Annotated in this window: 18 protein-coding genes; 5 read left to right on the top strand and 13 right to left on the bottom strand. The window is 53.0% G+C overall.

Annotated features, from left to right (window positions below; translation table 11 throughout):
• Positions 1–121: 121 nt before the first annotated feature.
• Together JNE38_RS03425 and JNE38_RS03420 are read right to left on the bottom strand one after the other, a co-directional pair.
• On the bottom strand, positions 122–1,384 hold the full coding sequence (locus tag JNE38_RS03425) for a branched-chain amino acid ABC transporter substrate-binding protein (RefSeq protein ID WP_203355247.1): 1,263 nt from the start codon (positions 1,382–1,384) through the stop codon (positions 122–124).
• Positions 1,385–1,827: 443 nt separating this feature from the next.
• The gene (locus tag JNE38_RS03420) at positions 1,828–3,582 is read right to left on the bottom strand and encodes an adenine deaminase C-terminal domain-containing protein (RefSeq protein ID WP_203355246.1); all 1,755 of its coding nucleotides are present in this window, start codon (positions 3,580–3,582) and stop codon (positions 1,828–1,830) included.
• A gap of 172 nt (positions 3,583–3,754) precedes the next feature.
• Between JNE38_RS03420 and JNE38_RS03415 the strand changes: the two genes are divergently transcribed.
• The 4 genes from JNE38_RS03415 to JNE38_RS03400 all read left to right on the top strand — a co-directional run bounded on the left by JNE38_RS03415 (position 3,755) and on the right by JNE38_RS03400 (position 6,226).
• Positions 3,755–4,312 (top strand): YgaP family membrane protein, encoded by a 558-nt coding sequence (locus JNE38_RS03415; RefSeq protein WP_203355245.1) that lies wholly within the window; start codon positions 3,755–3,757, stop codon positions 4,310–4,312.
• 12 nt (positions 4,313–4,324) lie between these two features.
• Complete coding sequence (locus JNE38_RS03410; RefSeq protein WP_203357823.1) at positions 4,325–4,471, top strand: EYxxD motif small membrane protein; 147 nt, start codon at positions 4,325–4,327, stop codon at positions 4,469–4,471.
• Between the two features lie 67 nt (positions 4,472–4,538).
• Positions 4,539–5,000: a MarR family winged helix-turn-helix transcriptional regulator gene (locus JNE38_RS03405; RefSeq protein WP_238933545.1), complete on the top strand. Its 462-nt coding sequence runs from the start codon at positions 4,539–4,541 to the stop codon at positions 4,998–5,000.
• 11 nt (positions 5,001–5,011) lie between these two features.
• Positions 5,012–6,226 carry an MFS transporter gene (locus tag JNE38_RS03400; RefSeq protein ID WP_203355244.1) on the top strand — a complete coding sequence of 405 codons (1,215 nt, stop codon included), beginning with the start codon at positions 5,012–5,014 and terminating at the stop codon, positions 6,224–6,226.
• Between the two features lie 60 nt (positions 6,227–6,286).
• Here JNE38_RS03400 and purD read toward each other — a convergent pair whose 3' ends face one another.
• From purD to purC, 11 genes are all read right to left on the bottom strand, one after another.
• Positions 6,287–7,564 (bottom strand): phosphoribosylamine--glycine ligase, encoded by a 1,278-nt coding sequence (gene purD, locus JNE38_RS03395; RefSeq protein WP_203355243.1) that lies wholly within the window; start codon positions 7,562–7,564, stop codon positions 6,287–6,289.
• 35 nt (positions 7,565–7,599) lie between these two features.
• The gene (gene purH / locus JNE38_RS03390) at positions 7,600–9,147 is read right to left on the bottom strand and encodes a bifunctional phosphoribosylaminoimidazolecarboxamide formyltransferase/IMP cyclohydrolase (RefSeq protein ID WP_203355242.1); all 1,548 of its coding nucleotides are present in this window, start codon (positions 9,145–9,147) and stop codon (positions 7,600–7,602) included.
• A 253-nt stretch (positions 9,148–9,400) separates the two neighbouring features.
• Complete coding sequence (locus tag JNE38_RS03385; RefSeq protein WP_203355241.1) at positions 9,401–9,772, bottom strand: hypothetical protein; 372 nt, start codon at positions 9,770–9,772, stop codon at positions 9,401–9,403.
• Positions 9,773–9,867: 95 nt separating this feature from the next.
• Positions 9,868–10,932, bottom strand: coding sequence for a PD-(D/E)XK nuclease family protein (locus JNE38_RS03380; RefSeq protein ID WP_203355240.1), 1,065 nt, complete (start codon positions 10,930–10,932; stop codon positions 9,868–9,870).
• 144 nt (positions 10,933–11,076) lie between these two features.
• On the bottom strand, positions 11,077–11,685 hold the full coding sequence (gene purN / locus JNE38_RS03375) for a phosphoribosylglycinamide formyltransferase (RefSeq protein ID WP_203355239.1): 609 nt from the start codon (positions 11,683–11,685) through the stop codon (positions 11,077–11,079).
• On the bottom strand, positions 11,679–12,719 hold the full coding sequence (gene purM / locus JNE38_RS03370) for a phosphoribosylformylglycinamidine cyclo-ligase (protein WP_203355238.1): 1,041 nt from the start codon (positions 12,717–12,719) through the stop codon (positions 11,679–11,681). Before purM ends, purN begins: the two co-directional genes overlap by 7 nt.
• 24 nt (positions 12,720–12,743) lie before the next feature.
• A complete protein-coding gene (gene purF, locus JNE38_RS03365; RefSeq protein ID WP_203355237.1) occupies positions 12,744–14,165 on the bottom strand; it encodes an amidophosphoribosyltransferase in 1,422 nt (473 codons plus the stop codon).
• A complete protein-coding gene (purL, locus tag JNE38_RS03360) occupies positions 14,150–16,393 on the bottom strand; it encodes a phosphoribosylformylglycinamidine synthase subunit PurL (protein ID WP_203355236.1) in 2,244 nt (747 codons plus the stop codon). Before purL ends, purF begins: the two co-directional genes overlap by 16 nt.
• Positions 16,374–17,066 (bottom strand): phosphoribosylformylglycinamidine synthase subunit PurQ, encoded by a 693-nt coding sequence (gene purQ / locus JNE38_RS03355; RefSeq protein ID WP_203355235.1) that lies wholly within the window; start codon positions 17,064–17,066, stop codon positions 16,374–16,376. The genes purL and purQ overlap by 20 nt, the downstream gene beginning before the upstream one ends.
• Before the next feature lie 4 nt (positions 17,067–17,070).
• Complete coding sequence (gene purS, locus JNE38_RS03350) at positions 17,071–17,319, bottom strand: phosphoribosylformylglycinamidine synthase subunit PurS (protein WP_203355234.1); 249 nt, start codon at positions 17,317–17,319, stop codon at positions 17,071–17,073.
• Positions 17,312–18,031, bottom strand: coding sequence for a phosphoribosylaminoimidazolesuccinocarboxamide synthase (gene purC, locus JNE38_RS03345; RefSeq protein WP_203355233.1), 720 nt, complete (start codon positions 18,029–18,031; stop codon positions 17,312–17,314). The genes purS and purC overlap by 8 nt, the downstream gene beginning before the upstream one ends.
• 396 nt (positions 18,032–18,427) lie before the next feature.
• Here purC and JNE38_RS03340 point away from each other — a divergent pair, with 396 nt between their 5' ends.
• Complete coding sequence (locus JNE38_RS03340; protein ID WP_203355232.1) at positions 18,428–19,627, top strand: iron-containing alcohol dehydrogenase; 1,200 nt, start codon at positions 18,428–18,430, stop codon at positions 19,625–19,627.
• Positions 19,628–19,794 lie beyond the last annotated feature (167 nt).

The following is a 19,794-nucleotide window of genomic DNA, read 5'->3' as shown; positions in this document are numbered from 1 at the left end:
TAGAAATTTTCTGCATTCACTATTAAGTAAATGACGAATGCCCATGAAAGTAGGGGCGCACATCGCGTGTCGCCCCTTATTTGGATGAGGCTGTAAGATAAGATCTGCGATGTTAGGTGATTTACTGTGCCTTACCTACAAAGTTGGACTTTTCTTTGTCATACTTATAAATGAATACATCTGCATTTGAGTTGTCCCCTTTGTCATCAAAGGTGACTTTTGTGAATTGCCCTTGGAAATCTTTGGTTTTGTGTACAGCATCGAGGACTTGCTCGCGAGTAGGCTTCTTGCCGCCATTCGCTTTGACTGCTTCCAATACCCCGTTCAGGATGACGTTCATGGAGTCAAATCCGTAAACAGAATACGTTTCGAGAGGCTTGTTCGTGGTTTTCTTGTACTCCTCGGCCCATTTCTTGCCCTCTTCAGTTTGCGTCACGTCTCCCGCAACAGACGTGAAGACAACCCCTTCAACGGCAGGACCGGCAATTTTAATCATATCAGAAGAGTCCAAGCCATCGCCACCCATAAAATATCCCTTGTAGCCTTTTTCACGGCCCTGTTTCACCAAAATACCACCTTCTGGGTACAATCCGCCAAAAAAGATGATATCTGGATTTTTTGCCGTAACCTGATTCAGCACTGCGCTGTAGTCTTTTTCACCCTGCGTGATTCCTTCATAGCCAAGGATTTGCACGCCATCTTTTTCAAACTGCATTTTGACTTGATCGCCCAGACCTTGACCGTAAGCGGTCTTGTCGTGGATGATGAAAGCCGTTTTTACGCCCAACGTGTTCTTCGCGTACATCGCTGCTTTCGGTCCTTGTGCATCGTCGCGCGCACAAATACGGTGTACCGTTTTCTTGCCTTCTTCCGTCAACTTGACCGCAGTATTCGCTGGGGATACCATGACCAGTTTGCCTTCTTCGTACTTCACGGACGAAGGGATGGCAACACCGGAGTTCAAGTGTCCGACAACGCCGTACACATCAGGGTCGGAAATCAGCATTTCCGCGTTCGATACCCCGATTTTCGGGTCAGCCTGGTCATCCTGAGGGAAGAGCTGGACGTCGAAGCCGAGTGCCTTGAATTCTTCCTTGCGTTGGTTCAGAGCGTACTCTGCACCAGTCTTGATTGCGTCGCCCAGGGAGGATTGATTCCCGGAAAGGGGTGTCTGCGTCGCAATCTTGATAACTCCTCCGTTTGCAGGTGCCGCGCTTCCGCCGCTGCTGCCGGAATTGCTGCTCGGCTGAGTCTGTGCCGGCGGCTGACTTCCGCCACTCGCATTGTTTCCTCCTGCTGAGTTGTTACCACCCGCGCAACCAGTTAATGCAACGCTTGCTACCAATACCGCAGATAGAATGCTGACGTGAGAGAGCTTTTTCATGCGGAATTGAATCCCCCTTTAATAAATCTTTATTTTTTGTTTTCCCAAAACCATTTCCCCCATTTACCTGGTTGCGACTTTGTAAGCACTTCTTCTAATAGGTATAAAGATAGAGATGGCCCGGTTCTTCTTTATTGTAAAATAAATCGGAAAATTTACAAGAGAAAAAAATATAATTTTGATTTACATGTTTGAGTAATACATACTCGGCGATTTTGGACTCACATTGAAATTAAATTGATATATCATCGCTTTAGCATGTCAAAGCATTAACGTTATGAATAAAAAAACTATATCGAGGCTTGTTCATGGATGAGCAACCGCGTTTAAAGGAGAGTTTTACCGAAGCAATGCCGGAAGCATACGCTGAGGCACTTTGTTATGCTCTTCGGAAATCATAAGCCCCGCTAATGATTTCCTTCGCGTAAAAAAAATACTTCCACTCATTCGAGTGGAAGCGAAGGAAGCACGATACGGCCCGTTTTGACATCGATGATTCCGTCTGCCGTCAGCCTCGCGTAGGGCAGATGCGTCGCGGTAAAAAACAGGATGGAATACAGGGGATCGAGATGGACATGCCCCTTTTCCCGGATCTTGTGAATCAATGCCTCTGCCATGCTGATGACTGCGTCCATCGGAGCGGCAGAGAATTTTCCTGCCAAAGGGAGCGGGCATTCACACGCAATGGCTCCCTCGTCGATGAGCGCAACACCGCCCCCGATTTCCCGCACTCGCTCCAGGGCTTGCACCATCGCCTCCGGGTCACGCCCGATGACGACCCACTCACCTGAAGCTGTGTACGTGCTGGCCAACCCATGCAAGTCTTTGCCATACCCTCGCAGCACGGCCAGACTCCTCCTTTGGCCTGCTGGATCGACACTCGCGATCAGGGCGAGCTCCGGGTCGTCCTGAAGCGTCACATAGCCTTGTTCGTCTACCGGGAGCTCCTCCATGTCCAGACGGGTAATGACGGCATTCATCATGTTCAGCACTGGCGCTTTTCCCTCTATCGGCCGCAAGCGGAACCATTCTGCGCGAGCCCGCCCCTTCAGCACATCGACAGCGGGAAACGCGTATTCCTCCCATCGCGGCTCGACCGTGGCGATCAGCAATTCTCCGTTTTGGGCTGCCCGTCTTCCATTGGCAAAAACAACGACGGGTGTCGGGTCTTCTTTGGCTGACAGCAGCAGCATGTCCGCGATTCGACCCGGTGCGATCCCGCCTATCTCTGCATCCAGCCCGTAGTACACAGCCGGATTCAACGACGCCATCACGTATGCTTCTTCCGGGGGCATGCCTGCTTCGATCGCGACCCGGATCGTCCCGTCCATCAGTCCACTCCGGTGCATCGGCGGTGTGCTTCCGTCAGAAGTCAGCATCATGCGAGGCGACCAGGGATGCCCCAGCTCCAGCCATCCTTTCACCAGCTCTGGGAGGTCTGGGCGGATCGAGGAGTGCCTCAATGTGGCGTACATGCCTAGCTGCAATCGCTGCAGCAAATCCTGAGCCGTGATCCCTTCGTGGCAGGCCGTAATGCCAGCTGCCGCAGCCGCATTCAAAGTCTCCGCTGAAGCACCGGGGTGATGCCCTTCCATGCGCTTGCCCAAATCTCTCGTATGCTTTAAACCGAACAAAAGCGTTTCATCTTCGGCCAGCACTCCCGGCCAATCGGTCAGCTCCCCTCCCTGCATCACCAGCGGGTGCTCCAGCATGCGCGCCAAGCCCTCTTTTGTAAATTGCGGGTGTGCTTTCCCCGTTTGCGGGTCAAGCCTTCCCCAGAAATATTGCTTCACGGGATGGGCTTCGAGCGATCCCATGATTGCATCGATTTGTTCAAAAGGCAGGTTCATCAGCATCAGCGTATCGGACACCAGCGCTGTCGTCCCTCTTTGCAAAGCGAAATCGGCAAGTGAATACGGATTGTACCACTGAAACGGATGGGCATGTGGTTCGAAATAGCCTGGCACCAGAAATTGTCCGGTTGCATCCACCACTTCCGTCTGCTCATCCACCATTGGCTCCTTTTCGCCCACGTAGGCAATTCGTTCGCCCGCCGTGACGACATGGACGTTTTGCCATGACTTTGTATAGACATTCAACACTTGGGCGCCTATGATCCACATACTTGCCGGGGCCAAACGTCTGCTGACGCGGATCAAGTGAAGATGCTCTTCCGATGATAAGGGTCGTACCCGCATTTTTGTTCTCTCCTTCCAACTGAATGCTCATTCATTTTCCTGCTTAACTCCTTCGCCGTGAGCGACCGTAGTCCTCCTGCTGTCTCCTCGCTAGTAACAATTTCCGCGCGTGCGATTCGGCAGAACAACACAGACTAGCCCTATCACAAGGATTCGATAGGAGGCTAACGACATGCACAAGAACGTCGGCACCACTGACGCCATCATCCGTATTACCGGGGGATTAGTGGGACTCGCTTACGGCATCGGTAAGATGAGCAGACGCCCGTACAACGCTCCTTGGCTTTTGATGGCCCTATCCGCTATGAAGGTCGCGGAAGGTGTGACCAGGCATTGTCCGATGTACCGAGCGATGGGGATCAACACTCGTTCCGAAAAAGGGATGCAAAACATCTGGGATCAGGCCAAAGGCAAAGGTGTCCAAATGGTCATGAAGCAGGTAACGAACAAGATGAATTCCCGCAAAAACGAGGAAACCCAGACAAACAGCAGCACGCAGCAGATGCAGCAAAGCACCCCTTCCGTCAAGCAGGAGGGCTCCTACAGATCCAAGAGCCACCGATTGTCTGCTGAAGATGAGCTTTTGGAGAAAGCGGCACGGGATTTCGTCACCCTCCGTTCTGAGGACAACGAGCTGCAGAGCAGAGAGATGGAAAGTGCTGCATCCCGTGAAAAAAGCCAGTCTGAGCAATACAGCAGTGATGAGCATCGTTATCCAACCTATTCCTAGGGGGCTATGTCTATGTTAAGCGGCATGAGGAGCGGCTCTGCCATGTACGAATGGCTGTCCCACAATCTGTTCACCATCGTCATGGTGGTTGGAGTAATTGCCGTGATGGGGTATTTTTTGTACAACACCTCCCGCAAAAAAGGAAGATACCGCCAGTAAGATTGGCGGTTATTTTTCTATGCAAAATTACTTGTTTAGCATATAATTGTCACAGCAAGTATTTTCGATGAAAGAAGGATCCACGTTGACAGAGCACTGGCAGGATGAATCGATTGGCTTTTTAATGGGAAAAACATACCGAAAAATCGTCATGCACGTTACCACTCATTTGCGTGAATTCGATCTGACCCCTGAGCAATTCTCCGTCTTGTTCTGCCTGAGCAAACAAGAGGGCATCAATCAGAAGGAGCTTGCCCTTCGCACCGCTAAAGATCAGCCGACCATCACGCGGATTTTGGATGCATTGTCCAAAAAAGGCTTTATCGAGAAAAAGACAAGCGAAACGGATCGGCGTGCCTTTCTGCTCATGCTCTCCCCCAAAGGACGAGAATGGATTGAGCTGGCCTCCCCTGCAGAGGCAAAGGCCATCGCGGAGGTTGTAGACGGCCTGAGTCAGGAAGAGCTGCAAATCCTGCGTCAGACCTTGCTGCGAATCACCGACAACGTAAACAGACATACAAAAGAATAGGAGTGACACCATTGGGAGAACAAAGAGAGAAACTGTGGTCGAAGGATTTCGTCCTGATTACGGTGAGCAATTTGCTGTTGTTTCTGATCATTCAAATGCAGTTGCCAACCTTCCCCACTTATGCGAAAGAAACTTACTTAGCTAATGACTTCATGGCGGGACTGACTGCCAGCTTTTTTGCTTTAGGCGCTATTGTCGCCCGTATATTTACAGGCGAGCTGTTGAAATCGAAGAACAGCAAAGTCATTTTAATCATCGGCTTGTGCATCGTTGGTCTCACCACCGCCGGCTACTACTGGACCGGATCCATGGTTCTGCTGCTCCTGATGCGGGCGTTGTTTGGATTCGGGTTCGGGATCAGCAGCACCACGCTTCCGACGATTGTGACGAATGCGATCCCTGCCAAACGGATCGGGGAAGGCATGGGCTATTACGGCTTGTCTCAGAGCCTTGCTCAAGCTCTCGGTCCCATGGTCGGTCTTTTCGTCTTGTCCACTTTCGGATTCGGGTCGATGCTCTCCGTCGGGGTCGTCCTTATCCTTTTGATCTTCCCGCTCACCGCCATCATTCGCGCTTACAAACAGCCAAATCCAGGGGCTCACGGCCACGAGAAGGGGCTGAAGCGGTTCTATGACAAGAAGATCCTGCTCCCTGCCTTCCTCAATTTTTGCATGTCCATCACGTATGGCGGGCTGGTGAGCTTTTTAGCTATTTACGGGAAAGAAGCAGGCATTGAGCATATCAGCTGGTTCTTCCTCTGCAACGCGATTGCGATCGTCCTGGTTCGCCCTGTCGCAGGGAAGCTGTTTGACAAAAAAGGCCACATCGCCGTATTCCCTCCAGGAGCCATTCTGATCGCATTTGGCCTGATCGGCCTGTCGATGGTCCATAACGACACAATCCTCATCATTTCGGCTCTGCTGTACGGCCTCGGCTATGGGTGCATCCAGCCTTCTACCCAGGCATGGATGGTCAAGGAAGTCAAACCGGAGCAGCGCGGCATGGCGAATGGCTTCTTTTTGAACTCCATCGACTGCGGGATCGCGATCGGCTCCATCCTGCTCGGGACTATTGCAGCACATTCCAGCTACGCCATGATGTATCGGTTGTCCGCCCTGCTGATGGTGCTGTTTCTGGTCGTGTATTTTGTCTCCCTCGCTTTTGCACGCAAACAGCGCAAGCAATCAGGGGTACCCGTGACTGTCTCCCAAAATTTCGAAGCGTGATCGCACACGCAAAAACAGCAGCAGCCCAGGCATAGGATCGCCTGGGCTGCTGCTTTGTCTTTATTTCGATTGCTGGTGGCGCATGGCCTTGGCTGCGATGTCGGTCCGGTACTGGGCTCCTTCAAAGGAAATCGCTTGTACCGTTTCGTACGCTGCCTCGCGTGCCTTCGCCAAATCAGTTCCAGTTGCCGTCACACCGAGCACGCGTCCACCGCTCGTTACGATGCCTTCTTCCGTAGCTTTGGTGCCTGCGTGGAAGACTGTCACATCCGCTCCTGCTCGATCGAGTCCCTGGATCGGTTGACCTTTCGGATAATCCCCTGGATAGCCGGGTGCCGCCATGACGACGCACACGGCGCTTCCCTGTTTCCATTTCACGTCGACTGCATCCAGCTCACCCTTGATCGTAGCCACGACGATATCGACCAGATCCGTCTCGAGCAGCGGAAGGATTACCTGCGTCTCCGGATCACCAAAGCGGGCATTGAACTCCACCACTTTTGGACCTTGCTCCGTGATCATCAAGCCTGTGTACAGTATGCCTTTGAACGGAATCCCGTCCTTGGCCATCCCTTCCGCCATCGGCTTGACGATCGTCTCTACGATTTGATTGACCAGTTCATCGGACATTTGCGGAACAGGCGCGTACGTCCCCATGCCGCCTGTATTCGGTCCGCGGTCATCATTGAAAATTCGCTTGTGGTCCTGCGAAGTAATCATCGGCTTCACAGTCGCGCCATCCACGAAGGACAGCAGGGACAGCTCTTCCCCGCGCATGCATTCTTCAACGACCACGCGTGCCCCGGCTTCACCGAAGATGCTCTCTTCCATGATCTGGCGCAGAGCCTCTTCCGCCTCCTCCAGCGTTTCCGCTACCACGACGCCTTTGCCCGCTGCCAAGCCATCCGCTTTGACGACGATCGGCGCTCCCTGTTCGCGCACATAGGCGACCGCTGATTCATAATCGAGGAAAGACTCGTAGGCGGAGGTCGGGATGCTGTAGCGCATCATCAGTTTTTTCGCAAACGACTTGCTGCCCTCAATCATTGCCGCTCTGCCGTTTGGTCCGAAGATCGGCAGGTTTCGCTCCTCAAAAAAGTCCACGATGCCGCCCAGGAGCGGATCTTCCGGGCCAACAACAGTCAGGTCAATGCCCTCATCCTTTACAAATTGGGCCAATGCCGCAAAATCATTCACACTGATTGGTACGTTTTGGGCGATTTGTGCCGTGCCGCCATTGCCTGGAGCACAATACACTTTCTTTACCTTCGGGCTTTGCAGCAATTTCCACGCGATGGTATGCTCGCGACCGCCACCGCCAATAACCAAAATATTCATCGTATTTCCTCCTGTGCTAGAGGTCATGCGCTCTATTAGTGTTTGAAATGACGAGTACCGGTGAAAATCATTGCAATTCCAAAACGATTGCATGCGTCAATCGATTCCTGGTCACGGACGGAGCCGCCAGGTTGAATGATCGCCGTAACCCCGGCAGCTGCAGCCGCTTCTACCGTATCAGACATCGGGAAGAACGCGTCAGATGCCAAGACGGAGCCTTTTGCCAGATCCCCTGCTTGCTCAATGGCAATTTTCGCAGAGCCTACGCGGTTCATTTGGCCAGCACCTACGCCGACGGTCATGTTGTCTTTTGCCAGCAGAATGGCGTTTGACTTCACATGCTTGACTACTTTCCACGCGAACTTCAGCTGCTCCATTTCCTCTGCAGTCGGCTCGCGGTCTGTGGCGACGCGAATTTCTGCGTCTTCCAGCTGTTTCAGATCGTAGTCTTGCACCAAGGCGCCGCCTGCGACCGGGGCTACTCGGAAGTTGTTTGCCTTGATGGAAGCCTCATTCAAAGTCGGAATGCGCAGGAGACGGAGATTCTTTTTCTCTGTCAGCACTGCCAACGCTTCTTCGGTAAAGTCCGGAGCCAGGATGATTTCCAGGAAGATTTCTTTCATAGCCAGAGCCGTATCGCGATCGATTGTGCGATTGGCTGCCACGATGCCGCCAAAGATCGATACCGCATCTGCCTCATACGCTTTTTGGTAGGCTTCGCGAATGCTTGCGCCAATGCCTACGCCACACGGGTTGGAGTGCTTGATCGCAACGACTGCCGGTTCCGTGAATTCACGGACAATCGCGAGTGCAGCATCCGCATCATTAATATTATTGTAAGAGAGCTCCTTGCCATGCAATTGCTGCGAATAGGCGATGCTTGCCGTACCTGCCAAAGGCTCGCGGTAGAAGGCTGCACGCTGGTGAGGATTTTCGCCGTAGCGCAGATCCTGTGCTTTCTCGTAAGTCACGGTGAAGCTCTCAGGCAAGAGCTCGCCTACCTGCTCGCTCAAGTAGCGGGAGATCAAGGCATCGTAGGCAGCGGTATGACGGAATACTTTGGCAGCCAGACGGCGACGCGTCTCCAAAGCCGTATCCCCACTCGCCTCGATCTCGGCTGCCACCGTCTCGTAGTCAGCAGCATCGACGACGACGCTTACGAAAGCATGGTTTTTCGCAGCGGAACGGAGCATGGTAGGACCGCCGATATCAATATTTTCGATTGCCTCTTCAAAGCTCACACCCGGTTTGGCAATGGTTTCTTTAAAAGGATACAGGTTGACGACAACCAGATCAATCGTTTCGATCTGCAGCTCTTCCAGCTGTTTTTGATGTGCTTCATTGTCACGCACAGCCAAGAGGCCGCTGTGGATATTCGGATGCAGCGTTTTTACGCGTCCGTCCAAAATTTCCGGAAAACCGGTTACCTCGGAGATGCCGATGACGGGTACACCCGCTTCTTTCAAGAGAGATGCCGTACCTCCGGTTGAAATGATTTCTACCCCGGCAGCTGCCAGACGACGGGCAAACGGAATCAATCCAGTCTTGTCGGAAACGCTGATCAACGCTTTTTTCACACTCACGGATAGAACCTCCTGGACTTTTAGTAAGTAAATCTGATCGATGTTTGTTCATGGATGAGCGACCGCGTTTAAGCGGTAGGTTTGGCAGTTCTGCGATGCTTTTTTGTGTGTTATCGAAACAAAACACGAACATTCCTTTACTATTAAAACATAAATGTACGCTTTCATCAAGGTTTTCGTCAGGCAAAACAAACGCAGCCGCCCATGCCCGTTCGGCACTCGCGACTGCTTTTTTCTTATCTTATGCGATTCATTACCGCGATTTCTTTTTTTTGCTGGACAATTTTCTCACGCGTTCCGCAAGGGAGAGATGTTTGGACTTTCCCTTTGCCGTCTTCGGCTTTTTGATTTTGCTGCGCTTGCCTTTGACGTCCTTGGGCATCAAGCTCCCCAGTTCGTCCAGGGTGATGGCCTTACCGCTGCTCATGCGTTCCTTCACTTTTTCCCGCGTTTCTTCCGGAACATTCAGCCCCATATCTGACAATTCGTTCATGACCGAGTCGATATCTTTCGAGCCACCTTTTGGGAACTTCTCCGCAAGCTTCATGATGTCCGCCAGCGTCCATTCCCGCCCAGTCTTCTTGCTTAGCTTGCCCAGCAAATCGGTTACAAAGTCCCCGCTCAAATGGGCACCTCCTCGTTACGGCTTTACGCTTCCTTTTACCATATGTCAGGAGGTACCATTTGGTTTACTTTTATCCCTTGTGTTCGATTGTCCCGTCAGTTTTTCCACACTAGCTGAGGAAATTGCTGCTGCAGCCCGTGCAATTCCTCCAGTTTTTCGATGAAATGCTTTTGGATCGCCAATATGTGGTCATCTTCCCCGAGGAAATGCAGCAGACTGACATCACAGGAAATGCTGGACCATTTCGTCGGGTCATGCAATGCTTCTCCTTGCCACTCCCCCCGATTTTCGACCATCCACTTCATCGCGGCGAGGATGTCTGCACGGCCTTTGGCATTCGGATTGACTTCCATGATGACGCTGACCAGCGGATAGTCGTCTTCTGTAAAATAGTAGCCGCATGCGACCCAGATGCCATTTCCCTGGTCGTTCGTCTTGATGTATCGATCAAAATCTCTCATCTGCACGTTTCGATTGGACCAGCCGATCGCCTTGCCAAAATAGTTGGTCATCGTCTCATCTACCGCGCCATCCAGACTCGCATCCATCATGGACTGAAGGCGCGCCATATGTTGCAAGGCGTATATGTCCTGCGGCATAAATTTTCGGGTCTCGTTCAATTGCAGTTCCTCCATATAAGCAAGAATTTTTCGGGAATACGGGTCAGGATGCTGGCTCAGCCACTTGTAGAATTCGTACCACCTGAGCGGAAAGAACTGCGTCCTGCTGGCTGGCGACATGATTTCATCACGCCTTTTGGGATCGTGTCTCTTGGTCACGTAAAACAGGTAGGTTCGGACCCCGTCCTGCTCGTGGAGCTGCAGGTGATCGGCGTAGCGCTTCAGCTGTACGTGACCTTCTCCACTGTCGATCTTGTTCTCGAAAAAGATGAGGCACGGCTTCTGCTTGCGGCGCAGCGAGATGACCAGATCCGGTCTGCTGTCTGTCGCGTGGCCTGAGAGCTTGGCATATGTCTTTTGGGTCGTCACCTCGATCTGTGACAGCTCGTCCCACTGCTCCTTGGTAACATGAGCGAGAAAATCTGCCAGTACATCGTGATCCTCGAAATGATCCGCGACGATTTCCGTCAAATAATCTTCGAGCACGTCTTTTTCTTGTGCCTTTAACAGGCTGTAGAGCCTACTGAAGAGAGAATTCAAACAAAGCTCACCCATCCTTCGTTGGCAAAACTGTGATGCTGCCACTTTTTTCATTCCGCTAAAAATGGGAGACTCCTTTTCCACGCAAAAAAAGCGCTTGTTCCCGTACGAACATAGCGCTTTTCTATCGATTCAAGCATTTGTTTACGTCAGCTGGACATGACGCCCCGTCAGCTTTACACGCCCATCCGCCAGCCAGCTGATGACCTCGACGAGGAGGCCATGCTCCACTTCATGGATGCGTGCTGCCAGCGTCTCTGGCGTGTCGTTTTCTTGCACGGCCACAGGAATCTGCGCGATGATCGGTCCGGTATCGAGACCGGCGTCCACCACGTGTACCGTTACTCCTGTTATCTTTACCCCGTAGGCGAGTGCTTGACCGATCGCATCCTTGCCTGTAAATGCCGGCAGAAGGGATGGGTGCAGATTGATGATACGGCCTTCATAAGCGGCCAGCAGCGTCTCGCCAACGAGTCGCATGTACCCTGCCAGAACCACAAGGGAGACATCACGCTGCTGCAGTTGCGCGACGATTTCCGCTTCAAAGGCTGATTTATCCGCATACGCCTTGGGCCCGAACACAAAGGCTTCAATCCCCAGGCGCTCCGCCCGCTCCAAAACCTTTGCCCCTGGCTTGTCGCATACCAGGAGCGAGACTTCTACACCGTTCAGCTTCCCGCTTTGCACGGCTTGCACGATCGCCTCAAAGTTGGAACCGCTGCCCGAGGCAAAGATGGCTACCTTTTTCACCACTCCACCCCGTTGTACACGACCTTGCGTTCACCTGCTTGAATGTTCCCGATCAAGTACGGCTGCTCACCCAGCTCTTGGAGCTTTTCGATGACGGATACCGCGTCCTCTGGTTTTACGACCAGCATCATGCCGATCCCCATGTTGAAGGTTTTGTACATGTCAGGATAAGAGATGTCGCCCGCTTCCTGAACCAGCTGGAAGATGGGCAGCACAGGCCAGGAACCGACATCGATCACGGCTTGCGTGCCTTCCGGAAGCACACGCGGGATGTTTTCGGTAAAGCCGCCGCCTGTGATGTGAGCGAGCGCCTTGACTTCATGCGTTTCCAGTACGGACAGCACCTGCTTCACGTAAATGCGAGTCGGGGTCAGCAGCTCTTCGCCCAGTTTTTTGCCCAGAACGTCTACGTGATCATGCAGCGACATGCCTTTGTCTGCGAGCAGCACCTTGCGCACGAGAGAAAAACCGTTGCTGTGCACGCCGCTGGATGCAAGCCCGATCAACACATCGCCCACCGCTACGGTGGAACCGGTGATCATTTTGCTTTCATCGACTACACCTACGGTAAATCCTGCGATATCGTACTCTCCCTCCGCGTACATGCCTGGCATTTCGGCTGTTTCCCCGCCGATCAGGGAGCAGCCTGCTTGCGAGCAGCCGTCCGCAATTCCTTTGACGATCGCTTCGATCTTCTCGGGAATGACCTTGTCGACAGCCAGGTAATCGAGGAAAAAGAGCGGCTCTGCGCCTTGAACGACCACGTCATTCACGCACATCGCCACTGCGTCGATGCCGATGGTGTCGTGCTTATCCATGGCAAACGCCAGCTTCAGCTTCGTGCCTACTCCGTCTGTACCTGACACGAGAACCGGTTTTTCATATTTCTTGGTATCCATGCGGAACAGCGCTCCGAAACCGCCCAAATCGGTCAGTACCTCGGGACGGAATGTCCGCTTCACATGCTTTTTCATGCGTTCGACTGCTTCATTCCCCGCATCAATGTCGACGCCTGCTTGTTTATATGCTTCACTCATCGTTTCTCCCCCTTGTACGAGGCCTTAGCACTTGAGAGCCGGCAGCGCTTCTTCAAAATCAATCTCGGTTGGATATTGCCCGGTAAAGCAAGCGAGGCAATGACCGTTATTTGGAGCCGTCGAATCTTTTCGGCCAATCGCTTCCTGCATTCCTTCTACAGACAGGAACGCGAGCGAATCAGCCTCGATCGCCTGGCGAATTTCCTCTACGGATTTGGTGGCCGCGATCAGCTCGTCACGCGTCGAAGTATCGATTCCGTAAAAGCACGGATTCATGACGGGCGGTGAACTGATGCGCACATGCACTTCCTTGGCACCTGCTTCGCGCAGCATGCGGACAATGCGGTTGCTGGTCGTGCCGCGTACGATGGAGTCATCGATCATCACGACGCGTTTGCCTTCGACGACCTTGCGCACAGCAGACAGCTTCATGTGAACCGCGCGTTCACGCAGCTCCTGGCTTGGTTGGATAAACGTACGACCGACATAGCGGTTCTTGATCAGACCGATCTCGTACGGAATGCCAGTCGTTTCGGCAAAGCCGATCGCAGCAGAAATGCTGGAATCCGGCACACCGATGATGACATCCGCATCAATCGCAGATTCTGCGGCAAGCTGCTTGCCCAGGCGTTTGCGCGCCATATGCACGTTGATCCCGTCGATATCGCTGTCGGGGCGTGCAAAGTAAATGTATTCAAAGATGCACATCGAACGCTGTGTCTTTTCGGTATGAGTGCTTTCCACGATGCCGTTTTCATCGACGACAATCAGCTCGCCCGGTTGGACGTCACGCCAGTACTCGGCGCCGATAATGTCAAAAGCACAGGTCTCGGACGCCACACAGACTGCGTCGCCCAAACGTCCCAGGGACAGCGGGCGCAGACCGTTTGGATCAAGGGCAATCACCAGCTGGCGCTCATTCATCACACAGAGCGCATAAGCGCCTTTGATGTGCTGCAAAGCATCCTTCACCGCTCCCGGAAGATCCGTTCTCTCGGAGCGGGCGATCAGGTGCGCAATGACTTCGGTATCACTTGTGGTTTGAAAAATGGAGCCTTTTGCCTCCAGCTCTTTACGCAGTAAGGCTGCATTTACGAGGTTTCCGTTGTGAGCGACAGCCATGCTGCCTTGCGCATAGCGGAAAAAGAGCGGCTGTGCATTCTCGATTTTGCTCGAGCCAGCCGTCGTGTAGCGAGTGTGGCCGATGGCGATATGGCCTTTGAACTTCTCCAGATCGCCTTTGCCAAACGCCTCCGCCACGAGTCCCATCCCGCGATGCTTATACCACTTTTCGCCGTCGGAGGCGCAGATGCCTGCGCTCTCCTGACCGCGATGCTGCAAAGCGTGCAGCCCCAAGTATGTCAGCTGGGGAGCTTCCCTGTGGTTGTAGATGCCAAAGACGCCGCATTCTTCATTCAGTTCGTCCCAGATTATCCGATCAAACATGGAATCGCATCCTTCCAGGCTGCTTTCACCTCTTGAATGGAAGCGTTGACCGCTTCTGTACCGTTCACGCTGATGACCAGCTCATCTCCGCCGATGGTTCCGATTTGGTGTGCAGGTACGCCATGTTCTTTTGCCAGGGCCAGCAGGGCTTCCACTTTATCGATGGAGGCGCTGAGCAAAATGCGGGATTGCGATTCGCTGAACAGGAGCACGTCCGGTCGCAGTGCAGATTCCAGCGTCACCTTCGCGCCGAGGTTTTTACCGAAGCAGGATTCAGCCAGTGCAACACCCAGACCGCCTTCAGACAGGTCGTGCGCAGACGTGACGAGTCCACCTCGAATCGCAGCCAGCGTCAGCTTTTGCACCGCTGCTTCTTTTGCCAGATCGATTTGCGGCGGACGGCCGGAGATAGCGCCTGTCGCCAGCTTTTGGTATTCAGAGCCACCCAGCTCCGCGAATGTTTCACCCAAGAGGATGATCGCGTCGCCTTCGTTTTTGAAGTCTTGCGTCGTAATATGGTCAACATCCGTGATGAGACCTACCATGCCCACGGTTGGAGTCGGGTAGATCGCGTCACCGCTGCGCTCATTGTAGAAAGAGACATTGCCGCCGATGACCGGCGAATCCAGCGCCACGCAGGCTTCACTCATGCCCTCGCACGCTTTTTCAAATTGCCAGAACACCTCAGGCTTTTCCGGGCTGCCGAAGTTCAGGCAGTCTGTGATGGCCAGCGGCTCAGCACCGGAGCAAACGACGTTGCGTGCAGATTCCGCCACTGCGATCGCGCCGCCCGCTTTTGGATCCAGGTACACATAACGGCCGTTGCAATCAGTGCTCATTGCCAATGCCTTGCGTGTGCCGCGAACCATGACGACTGCAGCATCAGAGCCAGGCTTGACTGCAGTATTGGCACGCACGATGTGATCGTACTGCTCATACACCCATGCTTTGTTCGCTACCGTCGGCTGTGCCAGCAAGCTTTTCAGCGTTTCATTCAGATCAGCAGGCTGGTTGATCGCCGCTACCGCATCCACGTTGGCATTTGCTTCGTAGTAAGCAGGAACTGCCGATGGACGATGGTAGACAGGCGCTTCGTCTGCGAGACTGTTTACCGGCACCTCGGCCACTACCTCGCCTTTGTGCAGCAGACGCAGCATGCTGTCTTCTGTTACTTTACCCACGACAGCAGAGGCCAAGCCCCATTTATCGAAAATCGCGATTGCTTCCGCTTCCTTGCCCTTTTCCACGACGACGAGCATACGCTCTTGGGATTCTGACAGCATCATTTCATACGCGGACATGCCTGCTTCGCGCTGCGGAACCAGATCCAGATTCATCTCGATCCCGTTGCCCGCTTTGGAAGCCATCTCGGAGCTGGAGCTGGTGAGTCCTGCCGCTCCCATGTCCTGAATCCCTACGACGATACCGGTGTCGATCAGTTCCAGACACGCTTCGAGCAGCAGTTTTTCCATGAACGGATCGCCCACTTGTACGGCTGGGCGTTTTTTCTCCGATTCTTCGGTTAGCTCTTCGGATGCGAAGGTCGCCCCGTGAATACCATCGCGGCCTGTGCTTGCGCCTACGTAGATCACCGGGTTGCCGATGCCGGACGCAACACCCTTTTGGATTTTCTCATGGTCGATGAGACCCACGCACATCGCGTTTACCAGCGGGTTGCCTTCGTAGGTCGGGTCGAAGTTCACTTCGCCGCCCACAGTCGGAATCCCGATGCAGTTGCCGTAGCCGGCGATCCCTGCAACGACGTGCTCGAACAAATAATTCACACGAGGAGTCTTCAGTTCCCCGAAACGAAGCGAGTTGAGGAGTGCAATCGGACGCGCGCCCATGGAGAACACGTCACGGATGATGCCGCCTACCCCTGTAGCCGCACCTTGGTAAGGCTCGATCGCGGACGGGTGGTTATGGCTCTCGATTTTGAATACGACAGCCTGGTTGTCGCCGATATCTACGATACCCGCACCTTCCCCTGGACCTTGCAAAACGCGAGGACCCTTGGTCGGGAAGCGGCGCAGTACTGGCTTGGAGTTTTTGTACGAGCAGTGCTCTGACCACATGACGCTGTAAAGACCGGTTTCCGTCCAGTTCGGCTTACGGCCGATAATATCCACTACCCGATTGTATTCTTCATCCGTCAGTCCGATCTCGCGATAGAGCTTTTGATCGGCAATTTGCTGCGCTGTCGGTTCTTTATGCGTGAGTTGTGACACTGCTTTTTTCCCTCCACGTCTTCAGGATCGAGGTAAACATGCGGCGTCCGTCATCGGAAGTCATCCAAGTATGGACGGCACGCTCCGGGTGAGGCATCATGCCCAGCACGTTTCCGCGCTCGTTGCAGATCCCTGCGATATCTTCAAGAGAACCATTCGGATTTTCGCCGTGATAGCGGAACACGATCTGGCCGTTCGCTTTGAGCGCAGCCAATGTCTCTTCGTCACAGTAGTAGTTTCCTTCGCCATGGGCGATCGGAATATGAATTTCTTCCCCAGCCGCAAAGTCGCGGGTAAACGGGGTATCGTTATTTTCCACGCGCAGCGCAGACAGCTTGCAGCGGAACTTGAGCGAACGGTTGCGCAAAAGTGCGCCCGGCAACAGCCCCACTTCGGTCAGGATCTGGAATCCATTGCAAATCCCCATGACCAGCTTGCCTTCCTCGGCCGCTTTCACCACTTGCTCTATGACCGGCGAAAAACGGGCGACGGCGCCGCAGCGCAGGTAATCGCCATAGGAGAATCCACCTGGCAGAAAGATCGCGTCATATTGGGAGAGGTCTGTATCCGAGTGCCATACGTAATCTACCGGCACTCCCATGACATCTTCAACCGCGTTGTGCAAATCGATGTCGGCATTGGAGCCAGGAAAGACGATAACCGCTACTCGCATCTCATTAGCCCTCCACGATCTCAAAGCGATAGTCTTCAACCACCGTATTGGCCAGAAGCTTTTCAGACATTTCACGCACGCGCTCTTCAGCTTGGGCGCGGTCGTTTGTACCCAGCTCGAGCTCCATGTATTTTCCGATGCGCACATTGCTTACTTCATCAAAACCGAGGGAATGCAGGGCACCCTTTACTGCGTGTCCTTGCGGGTCCAAAACGCTCTCGCGCAAAGTGACATATACGATAGCTTTAAACATGTACGTCTCCTCCCAATCTTTTCAACATTTCTTGATACGCTTCTTCTACATTGCCCAAATCCCGACGGAATCGGTCTTTATCCAGCTTTTCATTTGTTTCTGAGTCCCAGAACCGGCACGTGTCCGGCGATATTTCATCGGCGAGGAGAATTTCTCCGTCCGCAGTTTTGCCAAACTCCAATTTAAAATCAACCAGTGTGATATTGCGCTCCCGCAGGTATGGACGCAGCACTTCATTGACTGCGAGGCCCATTCGCTCCAAGGTAGCCTGGTCGCTTTCGCTCGCGATCCCCAACACTTTGATGTGGGACGCATTCACCAGCGGATCTCCCAAAGCATCGTCTTTGTAGTAGAACTCGACAACAGGCTGCGGAAGGACGGTCCCTTCCTTCATGCCGAGGCGTTTTGCCAACGATCCTGCTGCGATATTGCGGACGACTACTTCCAGCGGGATAATTTCCACTTTGCGAACGACCTGCTCAGTGGCTGACAACAGGCGGATGAAATGGTTGTCGATCCCACGCTCTTTCAGCATGGTGAAAAAGATTGCGGTAATCCGGTTGTTCAGTTCACCTTTTCCCGTGATCTGCGCTCTTTTTTCTCCGTTAAATGCAGTTGCGTCGTCTTTGTACTCCACCCAGTATTGATCAGGCGTCGATGTCCGATAAATACGTTTCGCCTTACCTTCGTAGAGTTGTTCCTGTTTTTCCACTGTAGGAGCCACCTTCCCAGCTAAAAAGGTTGAGTTGCTGTTAATTCACGAACGATTCAACTACATTAAAACACAATCATACGCATTTATCAACGAAAAATACGCGAACGACGTTCGACAATAGTTCGGAAATTACTAGTAATAGTAAGGGGAACCTTATGTAAATATTCGTTTACATGTCATCCATACCAGCTTTACATTTGCCTGCTTACGATCGTTGCTAAAAGTAGGTCGATTCGACTAAAAGGACCCCAAGCTGACATCAGCGAAAGTTCGAGTTCGCCTGATGCACCCGGATAAACCAAGCATGAGGAGCCCCTAATAATGGGCTCCTTTTTCATTCGTGTGGTACACTGATTTTGGTGCAACCTATACGGAAAGAAGGAAGGTATTCAGATGTTTCCCTTTGAAGTATCTTTTCCTACCCACATCTACTTTGGCGTTGGCGAACTCAATCGTTTGGGCCAGGCCGCGAAGACATTGGGAAAAAAGGCGCTGCTCGTCACGGGAGGCAATGCTGCAAAGCGTACAGGACTGCTTGATCGGGTACAGTCGCTTTTGCAGGAAGCGGAAGTAGATAGTATTCTTTTTGACAAAATTGAACCCAATCCACGTACGGTTACCGTAGACGCCGGAGCGGCTCTTGCCCGCCTGCATGCGTGCGACTTTGTCCTCGCGGTTGGCGGCGGATCTGTGATGGATGCTTCCAAGGCGATCGCAGCCGCTGCAAAGTCGGGCCGTGCGATCTATGACTATATGCGCGGCAATCCTAGCGGAACAGGCAAAGAGCTCGTCCCTGTTCAAGAGGCTTTGCCGTTACTGACGGTTCCCACTGTTGCTGCGACTGGATCGGAAGCCAATAACATCAGTGTATTGACCCACTGGGACACTCACGAAAAGTCATCCATCAACGGGCCCGCTCTCTATCCCAAGATGGCCATACTCGATCCATCCGCCACCTATACGGTCCCTGCCCGCGTCACCGCCGAGGCGTGTGCGGACATTTTCTCTCATTTATTTGAAAGCTATCTGATCAGCGCAGAGGGTACGCATGTGCAGGACGGCATATCCGAGACCCTCATCCGCCTGGTTGTGGAGCACTCGATCACTGCCATCGAAGAACCTGACAATGAAGAAGCCCGCTCTACCCTGCTGTGGGCCAGTACCCTCGGGATCAGCCCCTTTGCCAATGCAGGCCGAGGCGCGGGTATGCCCTTGCATGGCATCGAGCATCCTTTGAGCGGCATCTACGACATGGCACATGGACGCGGCCTCGCGATTTTGTCTCTTCCTTATTTTAAGATGGTGATCCTCGAAGATCGTCCAGAAAGACTGGCTCGAATGGGGCGTCATTGCTTTGGCGTGACGGAAGAAGAGGAGCTGGCGGCCGCCCATGCCACGATCGAAGCGGTGCAAAGCTGGTATGAACGCATGGGCATTACCGAGCGCTTGTCCGATTTTGGAGTTACTCGTGACGCACTGGCGGGAATGGCTGCAGAGGCTGTGACCATCGGCGGTCGCGGCGCCGGTCATTTGCCCAGCTCTCGCAAGCTGAACGCGGAGGACATCGTGAGAATCTACGAGGCATGCTTATAAAGCTTTGCATATACACTGGCATGCTGGCTTGAAATTGTGCAATAATATATCTAATAAAAAAACTTCTATCGAGGTTATTTCAAAGAGGAGCGACCGCGTTATAGTGGATCGTTTTTATGCGCTCCAGAATTTATAAGCGTTGCGCTCATAAATTCTTACACGTTAAA

It is taken from the genome of Brevibacillus choshinensis, assembly GCF_016811915.1.
Lineage (GTDB): Bacteria > Bacillota > Bacilli > Brevibacillales > Brevibacillaceae > Brevibacillus > Brevibacillus choshinensis_A.
The sequence above is the reverse complement of the archived record's forward strand: the minus strand, read 5'-3'. Positions and strand labels throughout refer to the sequence as shown.

Coding starts and splice junctions, on each gene's coding strand:
- purD (WP_203355243.1), bottom strand. CDS start 7,564: ATGAATATTTTGGTTATTGGCGGTGGCGGTCGCGAGCATACCATCGCG.
- purM (WP_203355238.1), bottom strand. CDS start 12,719: ATGAGTGAAGCATATAAACAAGCAGGCGTCGACATTGATGCGGGGAAT.
- purQ (WP_203355235.1), bottom strand. CDS start 17,066: ATGCGAGTAGCGGTTATCGTCTTTCCTGGCTCCAATGCCGACATCGAT.
- purF (WP_203355237.1), bottom strand. CDS start 14,165: ATGTTTGATCGGATAATCTGGGACGAACTGAATGAAGAATGCGGCGTC.
- JNE38_RS03405 (WP_238933545.1), top strand. CDS start 4,539: ATGAAAGAAGGATCCACGTTGACAGAGCACTGGCAGGATGAATCGATT.
- JNE38_RS03420 (WP_203355246.1), bottom strand. CDS start 3,582: ATGCGGGTACGACCCTTATCATCGGAAGAGCATCTTCACTTGATCCGC.
- JNE38_RS03425 (WP_203355247.1), bottom strand. CDS start 1,384: ATGAAAAAGCTCTCTCACGTCAGCATTCTATCTGCGGTATTGGTAGCA.
- JNE38_RS03340 (WP_203355232.1), top strand. CDS start 18,428: ATGTTTCCCTTTGAAGTATCTTTTCCTACCCACATCTACTTTGGCGTT.
- purS (WP_203355234.1), bottom strand. CDS start 17,319: ATGTTTAAAGCTATCGTATATGTCACTTTGCGCGAGAGCGTTTTGGAC.
- JNE38_RS03410 (WP_203357823.1), top strand. CDS start 4,325: ATGTTAAGCGGCATGAGGAGCGGCTCTGCCATGTACGAATGGCTGTCC.
- JNE38_RS03415 (WP_203355245.1), top strand. CDS start 3,755: ATGCACAAGAACGTCGGCACCACTGACGCCATCATCCGTATTACCGGG.